This is a genomic window from Alteromonas sp. AMM-1 (assembly GCF_047290655.1).
Classification (GTDB): domain Bacteria; phylum Pseudomonadota; class Gammaproteobacteria; order Enterobacterales; family Alteromonadaceae; genus Alteromonas; species Alteromonas mangrovi.
Map to the genome: position 1 here is coordinate 54,288 of NZ_JBLBUE010000002.1, position 14,028 is coordinate 68,315.

At 46.6% G+C, this 14,028-nt stretch carries 10 protein-coding genes; 7 read left to right on the forward strand and 3 right to left on the reverse strand.

Annotation, left to right across the window (positions count from 1 at the left end; all coding sequences use genetic code 11):
* Positions 1-78 precede the first annotated feature (78 nt).
* From ACLR2L_RS00845 to ACLR2L_RS00860, 4 genes are read left to right on the forward strand one after another with little or no spacing between them, the layout of a single operon-like run.
* On the forward strand, positions 79-1,638 hold the full coding sequence (locus ACLR2L_RS00845; RefSeq protein WP_413364857.1) for a tryptophan halogenase family protein: 1,560 nt from the start codon (positions 79-81) through the stop codon (positions 1,636-1,638).
* Between the two features lies 1 nt (position 1,639).
* Complete coding sequence (locus ACLR2L_RS00850) at positions 1,640-3,136, forward strand: tryptophan 7-halogenase (RefSeq protein ID WP_413364859.1); 1,497 nt, start codon at positions 1,640-1,642, stop codon at positions 3,134-3,136.
* Between the two features lie 39 nt (positions 3,137-3,175).
* Positions 3,176-4,708, forward strand: coding sequence for a tryptophan halogenase family protein (locus ACLR2L_RS00855; protein WP_413364861.1), 1,533 nt, complete (start codon positions 3,176-3,178; stop codon positions 4,706-4,708).
* Complete coding sequence (locus ACLR2L_RS00860; RefSeq protein ID WP_413364863.1) at positions 4,708-6,225, forward strand: tryptophan halogenase family protein; 1,518 nt, start codon at positions 4,708-4,710, stop codon at positions 6,223-6,225. Before ACLR2L_RS00855 ends, ACLR2L_RS00860 begins: the two co-directional genes overlap by 1 nt.
* Before the next feature lie 41 nt (positions 6,226-6,266).
* On the opposite strand, the gene ACLR2L_RS00865 is transcribed toward ACLR2L_RS00860, so the two are convergent.
* From ACLR2L_RS00865 to ACLR2L_RS00875, 3 genes are all read right to left on the reverse strand, one after another.
* A complete protein-coding gene (locus ACLR2L_RS00865; RefSeq protein WP_155016190.1) occupies positions 6,267-6,605 on the reverse strand; it encodes an FKBP-type peptidyl-prolyl cis-trans isomerase in 339 nt (112 codons plus the stop codon).
* A 105-nt stretch (positions 6,606-6,710) separates the two neighbouring features.
* Positions 6,711-7,151, reverse strand: coding sequence for a helix-turn-helix domain-containing protein (locus ACLR2L_RS00870; protein ID WP_413364866.1), 441 nt, complete (start codon positions 7,149-7,151; stop codon positions 6,711-6,713).
* 884 nt (positions 7,152-8,035) lie between these two features.
* Positions 8,036-11,656, reverse strand: coding sequence for an FG-GAP repeat domain-containing protein (locus ACLR2L_RS00875; protein ID WP_413364868.1), 3,621 nt, complete (start codon positions 11,654-11,656; stop codon positions 8,036-8,038).
* A gap of 411 nt (positions 11,657-12,067) precedes the next feature.
* Here ACLR2L_RS00875 and ACLR2L_RS00880 point away from each other — a divergent pair, with 411 nt between their 5' ends.
* The 3 genes from ACLR2L_RS00880 to ACLR2L_RS00890 all read left to right on the forward strand — a co-directional run bounded on the left by ACLR2L_RS00880 (position 12,068) and on the right by ACLR2L_RS00890 (position 13,968).
* Entirely contained in the window at positions 12,068-12,424 is a 357-nt protein-coding gene (locus ACLR2L_RS00880) for an energy transducer TonB (RefSeq protein ID WP_413364871.1), read from the forward strand.
* Positions 12,425-12,441: 17 nt separating this feature from the next.
* A complete protein-coding gene (locus ACLR2L_RS00885) occupies positions 12,442-13,350 on the forward strand; it encodes a LysR family transcriptional regulator (protein WP_413364873.1) in 909 nt (302 codons plus the stop codon).
* Positions 13,351-13,467: 117 nt separating this feature from the next.
* Entirely contained in the window at positions 13,468-13,968 is a 501-nt protein-coding gene (locus ACLR2L_RS00890; RefSeq protein WP_413364875.1) for an SRPBCC domain-containing protein, read from the forward strand.
* Positions 13,969-14,028: the final 60 nt, after the last annotated feature.

Genomic DNA, 14,028 nt, shown 5'->3' on the forward strand with positions numbered 1-14,028 from the left:
CGACTTGTGAGGGCCTGCAACATGCGCAATGATGGGAGTAAATTCGCATCATTGCGCCATAAGGAATGAAAAAGCAACGTGAACCGGAATGACATTAAGCGAGTGGTAATTGTGGGTGGCGGCACTGCCGGTTGGATGACCGCCGCAGCGCTGGCCAACAAGCTACAAGGGCTGGCGATTGATATCGAGCTCATTGAGTCTGACAGTATCGGCACCGTAGGCGTTGGCGAAGCTACGCTGCCCCACATTCGCTTTTTTAATTCCGCGCTGGGCATTGATGAAGCCGCATTTATGCGGGAAACCGAAGCCACTATAAAACTAGGGATCGAGTTTTGTGACTGGGGTAACCTGGGCGAAAGCTACATTCACCCCTTCGGCGACTTTGGCCTGCCAATCAATAACGTTGAATTTTACCAACACTGGCTAAAGCATTTTCAGAGCGGTGCCATCACCACACCATTACATGAATATGCTGCGGGCGTGATGTCGGCAAAACACAACAAATTCCGCATACCCGAGCAGTCTTCCTCCAACATAGAACAACACTACGGCTACGCGTATCAGTTTGACTCCTCACTGTACGCCAAATTTCTACGACGCTATGCTCAGGCCAAGGGCGTAATGCGCACCGAAGGCAAAATCGTTGAGGTTAAACAACACAACGACACCGGTGAAGTGGTCTCACTGGTACTGGATAACCAGGCGGTAATTGCAGGCGACTTCTTTGTTGATTGCTCTGGCTTCAGAGGATTATTAATAGAACAAACCTTACACGCCGGCTACGACGATTGGTCTGAATGGTTACCCTGTAATCGCGCCGTGGCGATCCCCTGCGAAAGCACCGACCCACTGATGCCGTATACCAGAGCAACCGCCAAAGCGGCAGGGTGGCAATGGCGAATTCCGCTGCAACACCGCACCGGCAATGGCTTTGTGTACTGGAGCGAGCATATCTCCGACGACGAAGCCTGTAGTCAGTTACTAAACGCGCTGGATGGCAAGCCGCTGGCCGAGCCTAATCAGCTGTACTTTAAAGCGGGTCGACGTAACCTCTGCTGGAAAAAGAACGTGGTGGCCATTGGTCTGTCATCGGGCTTTTTAGAGCCGCTGGAGTCCACGTCGATTCACTTAATTCAGGAAGGGATCACCACGTTAATTGAGTTGTTCCCGCAGCAACGTCTTCAGCAACAAGATGCCGACGAATACAACCGCCGTATGGCGCTGAACTTCGAGCGGGTAAGAGACTTCCTGTTACTGCACTATGTTGCTACGAAGCGCGACGACAGTGACATGTGGCGATACTTCCGTAACCTGACCCTGCCCGACAGCCTACAAACCAAAATCGAACTGTGGCTGAGTCGCGGCTATATTCAGCGTTACGAGTTTGGTGTGTTCCTGCCACCCAGTTGGATAGCGGTATTGCTGGGGCAGAATTTAATGCCAACAGGATTTGATCCGCGAGTAAATAACACCTCTGATACTGAATTTATCCAAACCAGCGAACGCATGCGCAAGGCCATAGTTAATTCCGTAAATAACACGCCGTTACACCGCGAATTCCTTACCCGCTATGGCGCGGCATCAAACAGTAAGCCGCTTATGTCTGCCATGGCATCAACAACGTCGGAGGGCAACTAGCATGTCCGGCATAAAGCACATCGTCATTGCAGGTAACGGCCTTGCAGCGAACATGACCGCGCTTGCGTTACAGCAACAACTACCGCCTGACATCACTTTGACTTTGGTTAGCAGTGCAAAGCATGCGGATCTGGATTTTCTTTATGGCAGTACCAGCGTGCCAGACATGTACGCCTTTAACCTGACGCTTAACGTGTCTGAGCCTGACCTGTTGTTTAACACCAACAGTACATTCTGCTGGGGCAATTATTTTGATCGCTGGGCCATGACATCCTGCTCGTGGTTACAGGGCTTTCATTTGCCGTTTCCCGCCATGCGCGGCGTAGGCTTACATCACTTTGTTACCCGCCACGGTGAAACCGAGCTGGCAACTTATCTAATCAATGCACAGGCCGACAAAACCGGTAAATTTGCCCACCCGCCTGAAGACAATCGCCATCCGCTTTCCAGAGCAGAATACGGGTATCAATTTGATGCCAGCGCATTAAGCGCGCTGTATGCAAGTAAACTCAGCAGCAAGGTAACGGTGATCAATGCGAGCATTTCAGAGGTGGTTACAGACACCGGCGATATAAGCATAACCGGCTTGCAACTGACCAACGGCCAACGGATTGAAGCGGATTTATACATCGACTGCACCGGTCCTGATGCAAGGTTGTATTCCGCGCTAGCACAAAATAACCAAGCCCCAAAAAGCCGGGTCGAAAATGCACGAACCCTGTTTGCGATTCACAGCACGCGGCAACGCGGAGAAGCACTGCCTACACACAGGTACATTCGCGCTTGTGAGTTTGGCTGGCAAGCCGATACCTATCTGCGCGACAGCATTCAACGATTAACCGTGTGTTCGCCTGAACAGAAATCACAGGCGATAGACGCTCACGGGGCACAGGCCAGTATTGCCATGGCGTTTAGCGCCGGGCACCGGCAACAAGCCTGGACAGGCAACTGCGTCGCTATCGGTCAGGCAGCCAGTGTGATAGAGCCACTCACACCTGCACCATTGATGATGCTGATGCGCGATATTCAGCGCTTGCTGGAACTCATTCCGATAACCAACAATATGTCGGTAGAGGCAACTGAATATAACCGCCGCTTTATCGCCGATGTTGAACATACCGAGTTATTTCAAGGTGCGTTGTTTGCGCTTGAACATCTTCCAGACTCCTTGCCAGAGCATACCTATTGGCAACAGGCTGCGCAGTTTGTGCAAATTGAGAAACTTACCCGCAAGCTCACTCAATATAATCATCGGGGCATTCTGGTAAGCTACGATTTAGAACCCTTTAATGAACAGGAATGGCTTATGCTGCACAGTGGCATGCAGCGCCGCCCACAAACTTACGACATAGTGGCAGATCAGGTGCCACGCGCGGAGATGGCGAATCAATTAAACGGCATGGGCAATGTGATTCAGCAGGTGGTGAGCCAAATGCCGCCTCACGCTATTTACCTGGAAAAGCTAATGGCTTATCTGTCTCAAAAGCGCAGCCAATAAGAACGCAGCAAGGTCACGAAGAATAAAATGAAAGACACAATGCCAAACATCATAAAACACATAACCATTGTCGGCGGCGGCTCTGCCGGTTGGATGACCGCTGCCGCGCTGTCTCGCATGCTGCCCACTGGCGACGTTAAGATTACTCTGGTGGAGTCTGAACAGATTGGCACCATTGGTGTGGGTGAAGCTACTATCCCCGACATGATCAACTTTAATAAATTACTGGGCATCAGCGAAAGTGAATTTATTAAAGCCACCAATGGCACCTTTAAACTGGGTATTGAGTTTAACGACTGGGGTAAATTAGGCGACAGTTACTTCCACCCATTTGGCGGACACGGCGTCGATATGAACGGCGTGGACTTTCATCAGTACTGGCTACACACCCTGACAGCAGGAAATACCAGTGAGTTAGAAGATTACAGCATCTGTGCAGTCGCCGCGAAACAGAACAAGTTTGTGCTGCCAGAGCAAAACCCCAACTCAGTGCTCTCACATTTGCGCTACGCCTATCACTTTGATGCCACCGCTTATGCCGCCTATTTACGTAAATACGCAGAACAGCGTGGCGTACAACGCATTGAGGGCAAAATTGCCAGCGTGCAACAACACAAAGACACCGGCAATATTGCCGGCCTGACATTGGAAGACGGCACCACCGTGGGCGGTGAATTATTTTTCGATTGCTCCGGATTCCGATCCTTATTACTCGGCGACACACTGGGCGTAAAATTCCGTGACTGGAGCCACTGGCTGCCCTGCAACACCGCGCAAACGATTGCCACAGAACAAACCGACAAGGTTCTACCCTTCACGCGTTCAACGGCAAAAATCGCTGGCTGGCAATGGCGCATCCCTACCCAGCAACGCGTCGGTAATGGGCACATCTACTGTGACCGTTTTATGGATCACGACCAGGCTCGTCAGGTTCTGCTCGATGGACTCGACAGTAAACCCATTTCAGAAGTGCGTACCATTCAGTTTAAAACCGGGTGCCAGGAAGCTTTCTGGGAGAAAAACTGCATTGGTATTGGTTTGTCGGCCGGTTTTCTGGAGCCGTTGGAATCCACTTCGTTGTTTCTGATTCAGCAGGGTATTAGTCGCTTCATTTCACTGTACCCGGATGCCGGACTACACCCTGTGATCCGCAACGAATACAACCGCTTAATGACCCGGGAATTCGAACAGGTACGCGACTTCATTATTCTGCATTACAAAGCCACCACCCGCGATGACAGCCCGTTCTGGCGCTATGTGCGAGACATGGATATACCAGACTCACTAACACATAAGATGACGCTATTTCAGCAAGGCGGCCGCGTATTCAGAGACGATCATGAACTTTTTACCCGCTCCAGTTGGGTAGCGGTAATGGTCGGTCAGGGCATATTCCCCAAAACCTTCGACCCGATTCTGGCCAATATCCCGGTGGCGGATATTCAGCGTAGCCTGAACTCCATGAAGCAGGCCATGGAACAATCTGTTGCGCGCCTACCCGACCATGCAATGTTTATTGAAAAATATATCGCCATGCAACCAAACCCAACGTTTTCAATGGGACGACAATAATGTCAGAGCACAGTATTAAAAAGATTGTGATTGTAGGCGGTGGAACTGCCGGGTGGATGGCAGCCGCTGCCATGTCAAAGCTGTTGAATGACAACAGGATCACGATTCAGCTTATCGAATCAGAAGAAATTGGCACGGTAGGCGTAGGCGAAGCAACCATTCCGCACATTCTTTACTTTAACCGGTTGCTGGGAATTAACGAAAACGACTTCGTTAAGTTCACCAACGGTACTTTTAAGCTGGGGATCGAATTTGTCGACTGGGGGCAAACCGGTGAGTCGTATATTCACCCATTTGGGCCTTACGGCATGGACATGGAAGGGATCCACTTTCATCACCTATGGCTGCGCCAGCAAAAAATGGGGCAAGCCAAACCCATCGACGAATTTAACCTTCAAATCCTGGCAGCCCAGGCCAATAAGTTTCAGCGCGCTCAGGTTGAACTACAAGGTTCGCCGCTAAGCACCATTGCCTATGCGTTTCAATTTGATGCCATGCTGTATGCCAAGCACTTACGTGGCATAGCAGAAGCCAATGGCGTAGTGCGCACGGAAGGCAAAATCACCCGGGTAAATCAGCATCCGGAAAACGGCCATATCGCCAGTGTGGATACCGATAACGGCCATCACATTGAAGGGGATTTGTTTATCGACTGCTCGGGCTTCAAAGGCCTGCTTATCGAACAAACCTTAAATAGCGGCTACGAAGACTGGTCCCATTATTTGCCCTGCGACCGGGCCATTGCGGTAGCCAGCAATAAACTCGACGAGTTAACCCCTTTCACCCGTGCTACCGCAAAGTCAGCAGGGTGGCAATGGCGTATTCCATTACAGTCTCGCACCGGCAACGGCCACGTGTATTGCAGCAAGTTTATGGACGACGACACAGCATTGCAAAGTCTGTACGCCGACCTGAACAGCGAGCCGATTTCCAAGCCCAATTACCTTCGCTTTAAAGCCGGGATCCGCAAAAAGCCCTGGAACAAAAATGTGGTGTCGCTGGGATTGGCATCTGGCTTTTTAGAGCCACTGGAATCCACGTCGATACACTTAATTCAAACCGCCATTGCCCGGTTAATGACGAATTTCCCTGACAAGCTGTTTAATCAGCACGATATTGATTATTACAATGAACGTACGCGACTTGAGTACGAGCAGGTGCGTGATTTCCTGATTTTGCATTACAAAGCCACACGCAGAAACGACAGTCCATTCTGGCATTACTGTCGCACCATGGATATTCCCGAGTCGCTGCATAAGCGCATTGAGATCTACAAACAAAATGCCCGCTTGTACCGCCACGATAACGAGTTGTTTAACCACGTGAGCTGGTTTGCCGTTATGCACGGTCAGGGCATTCAGCCCGAGCGCTATCACCCCATTGCCGATATTCTCTCAGAGGATGAGTTACATCGTAGGATGGAAGAAATTCATACGGTGACAGGTAAGTGCCTACAGGTCATGCCGGGACACGAGGATTTTATTGCGAAGCACTGCAAAGCCAATTTGCCGGTCTAAACAGGTTAGCCCGGGCAACCGCTGGCATTACCCTATGCCTGCTAGTCGTCGCGATTAAGGGCTTCCAGTAATTCAATTTCGAAGTACAGATTGCTGTTTGGTGGGATCTTGCCCACCTGCCTTTCGCCGTAGCCTAGCTCAGCCGGAACCCACAACTTGCGCGTACCGCCAACCCGCATCCCCTGTAGGCCCTGAAACCACCCCTGAATGACCTTAGTTTTCGACAACACTGTTTGAAACGGTCGGCCTTTTTCATAGGACGAATCGAACTCCGTGCCGTCATCCAATAACCCGCGATAGTGCGCGGTGATCAGCGCGCCTTTCTTCGCCTCACTGCCCTCGCCCACAACAACGTCTTCAATTCGGATTTGCTCAGTCATGCCCTTTCTCATTTATTCAATATCGGGCGCATGGTAGCGCAGGTTTTAAGCTTGGGGAATGCTGGCAGGTAAGGAATATCGCAAAGCTACCTTTATAGCTACGCCTTAGACAGCAACGGCCCAGTGATGCTGCACTTCTTCCAATAAGATATCTTTAGCGGCTGCTTTGGCTTCGGTATCAGACAGCAAATCCAAAAAGTAACTAACCGGATTGCTTTTGTCTAAGCTTTCCATGTAAAGAGAACGCAATGCCGCATCAGTGGTGCGAGGTATATCTGATTGGCCTTTCTCGTAGCGCGCAATGGTTTGTTCTGATACACCAAACCGCTTACCCAACAGCTTTTGGGAAGCATTCAACTGAATACGCAGAAACTTAAACTCCTCGTTATTCAGCGGTCGGTTATTATCAACAATAACCTGTGCAATGGTTTTGTGCAGTCCTTGCATATCATCAATGGAGATATATTCCTCACCATCAATAGTTTCCGATACAAAACCGTTTTTAAGATAAATGTTTGATAAGCCGCTTTCTGCATAATGATACATGGTACGTCCCCTAATCAATCCAAACAGTAACTAACACTGAACTTGGGCTATCATGGTGATTCTTCAGGGCTACAGTTAGTTCAATAACGGTGCCCGCAGCTAACCCCTTCAAGTTAAATTTCCAATCTCCATTGGGCTCGGGTTAGGGTCCCTCCCTGAATACGGCGCGTTTGCTTTGCAGCAACGTTAAGATCTGCCCGGTTGTCACACCTCGTTCGATCATTCGCTGCTTAACATGCTGACTCCAGCGAATACGATGCGTGTGATTTTCGGCCAAATCCGAAATTATTTGCCTGGCTGTTGCTTCCGTCAGAGGAAACTCATCAACACCTTTAGGATAGTCTGGGCTCATTCGTAGCCTATCAACCTGGAACCTATCATTTTGATAGGTTAGTTAAACACTGTCAATTGCTTCTTGTGACTTCACACTGGCGGGAACGGAGTGATTCAGACCAAACCTAATTACCTTTTATCAACAAGCACAATTGAATCGCACAACGCCTGTAGCAGCAACTAGCTGTAATAACGCCCGTTTTTACCTTTATGCGTTCTACCGTTTACGGCGTTTTAACTCATGCAAGAAAACCGGTATACCTTAAACCTATTGCCATAACACTTTTACTGAACGATAGTACAGAGGTCATTACCTAAGCATTATTTGGTTTATCTAGGCCTGATTTTCAAGAGACCATAGAAATTAAGTTGACTGTGGAGTTAACTAGGTACACTGCGTTACAGGGATTTGAAAAAACGCACAGGAACTCGGAAACCAAATACTATTAATACAGTGTTATTGTTTCATATTGATAATATTGGTTCGCTGTTAATTGCTGAAAACAGCAGGCCAAGTGTGCGAATGGCCTGCCATTTTATTAGCACACTGACTATTGGAAATGATACATATGCGTTGAGGTTGATATTTGCAATTCAAGATTACCCTGTGAATTCCGGTAAGCTTTCATTAAGCCACTTTCGATTGTCCCTGACAGGTCTGGGGATTTTGTTATGATCCCTCCGTTACTGTCTATAGAAACCACATTGAATTTAGCGTATTCATTGTCACTGTTATCCTCAGTATAAATACCAATAAACTGCTGATTGTTTTCTCGTCTGGGGTCAACAATGAGATTTTGTACTCTGGCCCCTACAGTATTGTCATGGACTAGCTCGATGCCTTGAGGAGTGATTTCCAGTACCTTTAGTTTTGTTGTTGTACTAGCTTGTTCGACACACAACAGCTCTGGTTGGCTATCACTGTCGTAATAAAACGGCACTACCTCTTCACAAGAGAAAGACCAGTCGATGTCGGTATATAACAAATTGCCGTCCCTGATTACCATTTCATTCAGTGATCCTTGGTCGAGAATGTAAACAGCGGTGGAACCATCAATATCAACCGTAATGATGTCGTCCGCGTAAAACCAACTTCTTTGCGAACCGTTAACAAAGGTCTGATTGGTAATATCAAACACCAATAAATCCTTGTACGTCAGTATAATCGCATCGTTATTTCCGTCTCCGGTCACATCTACTGAAGACATGGCTACGATACTGCCATTAAGCATATCCCCAGGGGTTTGCCATACATATTCTTGGTCTAGTGCACGAAGAACAGAGAAACGCTCTGTGCGTTCAGATGAAAACGTTAAAAAGAGTTCATCAAGTCCATCTCCATTGAAGTCATCAACCAGTACCTTATTGGTTGATGAGCTGAAACCAAATCCAGTATTTGAAAAAGGCTCTGATCTGATTAGCGTGCCGGCTGATTGATCCAGTGAAACTAACAGGCTATGAAATTGGTAATTCTGATAAGAGGTTAAAACAAACGTCGGTAGCATTGACGCTGTTAGCCAGTCTGTCCACCCAACCGGACTGGAATACTCATCGACATATTGTTCCAACGTGTCATTAAATGTCAGTGTGGTTCCTTCAAGCTCCGCAGTGAATACTAATGCGCTGTTGTTTGCCCAAACAAATTCGAGCTTGCCATCTCTATCAACGTCACCAGTTAATACCATTCGTGTATTGGAATCCTGACTTATTACACCACTTAAAATCTCAAAAGTGTCGCCAGTAAACCTATAAATCCAGATATGCTCCTCATCGTCACAAGGGCTGGCGATAATTTCAAACCTATCATCGGCATCGACATCTGTAGTATCCAGCGCACACACTTCAACTCCATTCAGGTTGCCCTGGCTGTATAGTATTGTCTGGCTTTGCCCAGAATAAATAGTAATACCGTTGCTTGAAGCTATGATTTCACTGATTCCGTCACCGTCAACATCGCCGACAGCAAGTTCACTACCAAAACCATCTTCCAACTCCCACTCGGTTATCCAGCTCTGCGTGTCCACTACAAAGCCTGAGTCGGTGATTACTTCCAACTGAATATCATTGTCGACATTCGCCAGCATCATTTCATAACTGCGAGGTAGATCACGTCGGAAAATTTCGCTTCCATCCAGTTCAATAACTAATAGTTCATAGTTACCAGTGATAAATAGGTTGTCACTCACCAATAACGCTATTTCAGGAAGCGAGTCATTATCAAAGTCACTGATGACCGCACGTTTAATATATGCCTCACCTGTGCGCCAAAGTACGTAGGCTGGCTTATTTAAATCTTCAATAACGCTAATCGTATTTGCTTGAAAGGCAATAATATCTTTGGCCCCATCGCCGTTGATGTCTTCATAGACTAACCATTCTAATTTTTGTTTACCCGGTAAAGCATAAGGGTAGTTCCACTTCTGACTAAATTTGTTGTCTTTAAAGTCAGAAATAACAATACTCCCGAGGCTAGTTGCGCTGATATGGTCGTCGTAGCCATCAGAATCGATATCATCGAGGTAAAAAGGGCCTGACCTCCCGGTTAGTGACCAACTGAAAGGCAACTCTTTATCTATGGCTAAATGTGTTTCCTGTATGTTTAGTACACTAGATGTACCATCGCGGTTTATAATGCCAAGATTAAAATAGTAGGTTTGCCCCTGAAATAGTTGCTGCGTAGGCGCTGTCCAGTTTACGTATCCCTCGTCATCCATAAATGCTCCCTCTGGTCCGGATAGAAGGGTGGCAATATTCCCAGCACCTATATCAGCATCTGAGATTTCAACTTGAAGGCGGATTATTTCTCCCGGAGAGACTTGAGCCGGAAAGTCACTAATGTTGACTTGAGTGGGGCTATCCTGAATTGGGACGCTGACTCTATCAGACTCCATTGTGGTTATGCCATCAGACACCACCATCGACACGTGTAAGGCTTCTCCGAATCCAATTGTATAGGCAGGAAACGTATTGCCTGTGACGTCTTCAACCTTGACCCCATCGATATACCAATGAAACCAAATCTCTAAGTCTTCTAAATCAGTATCGGAGTCTGCGTATTCTCCTTCCTCAACAGTAATAGGGGCAGAGGCAAAATAATCGGCAGTTCTGTCAAAAACAGGATTACCCGCATAAGGCGGTGCAGAAAGCTCAGTTAGTGACACTATTGATTTGTCAGTTAAGTCACCGTACAACAGCGAATGGAGATCACGAAAATGGGCACCGGCATCTAATTCGCCATCATCATTAGTGTCGATTAGGTATGTCGCTAATTGTACTGCGATTTCAAAGGTTCCGGCGTGATTGCCTTCGAAGGTAAATGTTGTATCAGAGCTACCAGGAGTTGTGATAGGCCGCCCTTGGTAGTCCACAGCAAGTTTTCCCTTTGAGCCAATGTATATCTCACCAGTTAACTTGAGTTCTCTGAATACGGCACCGTCTTCAATGACGCCCTGGGTGTTAATTTTAAAAGATTCCGAGCCTATTGTAAGTGTGTAGTGCCTAATCACATCACTATTGGAATTCACACCAAGGTTAAAACCGTTTTTGACATACATAAACCCCGTTAGAGCATAGTCAATACCATTCTCCTGCCAATTCAAATTATCGAAATAAAGACTGAATTCTTTGTCCACGCTTTCTTCAAATTGATAAATTGTTATGGCTATCTGCCCATTCAGAGCGTAATCCTCAGACGGTGGCGTACAATCTTCGTAACGCTGAGATATTCGGACACGACTTTCAGCAGACCTCTCGCCTGAAACGGTGACTGTACCCAATCCGTGGCATGAGTGGATTAATTCGACTTCATCTCCATTATCCAGCCACGACCTGTTAAAGATAATTCCTGGAGGCTTGGTCTCGTAGTCATTATCGTAATCAGGAAATAGAAGTTTGTAAGCTTTACGAAACGCTTCAAATTCTGTGACATCCGCAGGCGAGGTCAGGCCCAGGTATCTTTCATCTGCAAGAGCAATGGCTGCGGTTTTAACTTCTTCCTCATCATAGTTATAGGATTGAGCAATAATTTCTGAATTTGTTGGCTCTGGTGGTGGGGTTACTACCGGTGGAGGTGTTACTGGAGCTGGCTTATCAGTGGATGATTCTGATCCACCTCCACAGGCAACAAGTAAACTGGTAGCGAAAAGAGTAATGAACACCCGCAATGTACGCATAATCATTCCGTTGAAAGGGCTAAAGTTATCCTTAATTTGCGGAAAATATCTCAAATATGAATCTTCGACAACAAGATATTAACATGGTACGTGAAAATCGAATATCAACCGATTTTTAGCAGACAGCGATGCTATTTAAAACCCAAAAAAACCTTGAATTGATATCTGCTCACAGTGAGCGATACAGTGTCTATTTGGCAAAACATGAATGACACTATATGCAGACTAGTATCAACGATCGCCGACTTTCAACAATGACTCCGATTACTCCAATGCTGCTGAGAAAATGTGTAATTTGTATGTATGTTATAAATGGTGACTTGCTATAAATGATAAATGCTTTAAACATACCGCCCAGCCCCAAAATGAGCTAAAGTCATGTTTTACAACCTAACATTGAATGGATTTTACATGTTTAGATGGCTATTCGTGATCGTGTTTTTGTTTGGTTGTGTGGCAAATCACCCACCATCATCTGAGTGCCACACTATAATAGACTGCACCCTTGTGATTAAAGCAAAGCTTACTTCTAATCTCTCTGTAAAAGAGACTTCATACCCTAAGCCTGTCGTCATTTCATTTTTACTTAACGATAGCGCGGAGGTCATAGCCTATGAAGTACTAACCGACGACAATAACGAAGCTCTGGAGAAGGCAGCTATTGAGGCAATCAGGAATTCGTCGCCATTTACTGAGTTATTTGGTTTATCTAAACCTGACTTTGAAGAGTTCAAAGACATTAGGCTAACAGTGGATTTCACGAAGTAATTCGGCGCAAAAACGACATGAAAACAATTGAAAAACTGGATCTGAATCTGCTTAAAACCTTTGTTGTATTAATGGATGAATGCAACGTATCCAGAGCGGCTGAACGATTGTCTCTTACGCAACCCGCCGTCAGTGGAATGCTCAATAGACTGCGGGAAAGCCTCAATGATCCGCTGTTTGTTCGCTCTCAGCATGGGATTGTGCCAACCGTCCGGGCCAAAGAACTGGCAAGCCCAATTAAAAAGGTGTTATCTGAATTAGATACCGCGCTACAGCCACCGGTGTTTTCACCTCAAACATCAGCACTCACGTTTTCGATGGCCGGTACGGATTACTCTTTGTCAGCGATTATTTTGCCTTTTATTAAAACGCTAAACGCTCTGGCTCCCGATATCCGAATTGCCACTCATTTCATACGTGATGATCAGATTTTCCAACAAATGGAAAAATCGCTGATTGATGTAGCATTTATGACCCCTGAAACTGCGCCGGGAGATTTAAAGGGTAAGGTTTTATTCAACGAAGAATACGTTTGTATTATGTCGGTCAACCATCCATTAGCCACTCAACAACAGCTTACCCTTGACGCATTCTGTAATGCCGACCATGCAATAGTGTCGTATCAGGGCGGAGCCTTCGCCGGAATTACAGATCAGGTATTAAAAGAGAAGGGGTTAGCCAGGAAGGTGGCTATTTCAGTTCCCAGTTTTTTAGTGTTGATGGAGCTAATCCAGCAAACTCAGTTGATAGCGGTAGCACCAAAGCGGTTAGTAACGAACAACATAAACATTAAAACAATGGAACTGCCCATTACCATCCCCGGTTTTACAAAATATATGGTGTGGCATGAAAGTACACACCTCAGCCCTGCACATCAATGGATTCGGCAGCAACTAGAAAACTGCATTAATCTGATTGATTGCTAAAAAGCCGTACGATTCAGTTATAACGTCAGGTTATCAATCCCATCAGGTTCGACGATTGGATTGAAATCGGTGTTCCTCTTATTCTCACGCCAATTCAACAGAGCGCAGGAATAACACATGACTTCAATTCAATGGCCACTTGGCTTCGTACCGGGATTTACCGACAATTTTTGTTCAAACGAAGTGATCATACCCAATATTAGTATTAGTAAAGCCTGGGACTTATTGATCACGCCATCCACATGGCCAACGTTTTATGAGAATGCCGCGAATCCTGCTATTTATGATGATAAAGGTCCGCACCTGTCACTGAATACGCGTTTTTATTTCGAGACGTTTGGTTTTCCCGTTGAAGCACGTGTAGTTGAATTTATTGCTCCCGTTAAAGGCGAGGCTGCACGTATTGCATGGCACGGCTGGTTTGGTGAAGGCGATAACCGTTTAGACGTTCATCACGCATGGTTGTTAGAGGAACTCAGTCACGGCCGATTGCGCATTCTTACGCAAGAAACTCAAAATGGTAAACCTGCCGTTGAATTGGCAAACACCGTACCCAATCCAATGATTAACGGCCATCAGGCGTGGCTGGACGGCATGGTAAAAGCTGCCTCAAAATAACGCATAGGTGTTCACAGTAAACAGTCATAAAAAAGGCCAGTTACCTGGCCTTTTTACATG

Excerpts from the sequence above, each read along its gene's own strand:
- ACLR2L_RS00885 (WP_413364873.1), top strand. The coding sequence starts at position 12,442 with ATGAAAACAATTGAAAAACTGGATCTGAATCTGCTTAAAACCTTTGTT.
- ACLR2L_RS00890 (WP_413364875.1), top strand. The coding sequence starts at position 13,468 with ATGACTTCAATTCAATGGCCACTTGGCTTCGTACCGGGATTTACCGAC.
- ACLR2L_RS00865 (WP_155016190.1), bottom strand. The coding sequence starts at position 6,605 with ATGACTGAGCAAATCCGAATTGAAGACGTTGTTGTGGGCGAGGGCAGT.
- ACLR2L_RS00855 (WP_413364861.1), top strand. The coding sequence starts at position 3,176 with ATGCCAAACATCATAAAACACATAACCATTGTCGGCGGCGGCTCTGCC.
- ACLR2L_RS00880 (WP_413364871.1), top strand. The coding sequence starts at position 12,068 with ATGTTTAGATGGCTATTCGTGATCGTGTTTTTGTTTGGTTGTGTGGCA.
- ACLR2L_RS00870 (WP_413364866.1), bottom strand. The coding sequence starts at position 7,151 with ATGTATCATTATGCAGAAAGCGGCTTATCAAACATTTATCTTAAAAAC.
- ACLR2L_RS00875 (WP_413364868.1), bottom strand. The coding sequence starts at position 11,656 with ATGCGTACATTGCGGGTGTTCATTACTCTTTTCGCTACCAGTTTACTT.
- ACLR2L_RS00850 (WP_413364859.1), top strand. The coding sequence starts at position 1,640 with ATGTCCGGCATAAAGCACATCGTCATTGCAGGTAACGGCCTTGCAGCG.
- ACLR2L_RS00860 (WP_413364863.1), top strand. The coding sequence starts at position 4,708 with ATGTCAGAGCACAGTATTAAAAAGATTGTGATTGTAGGCGGTGGAACT.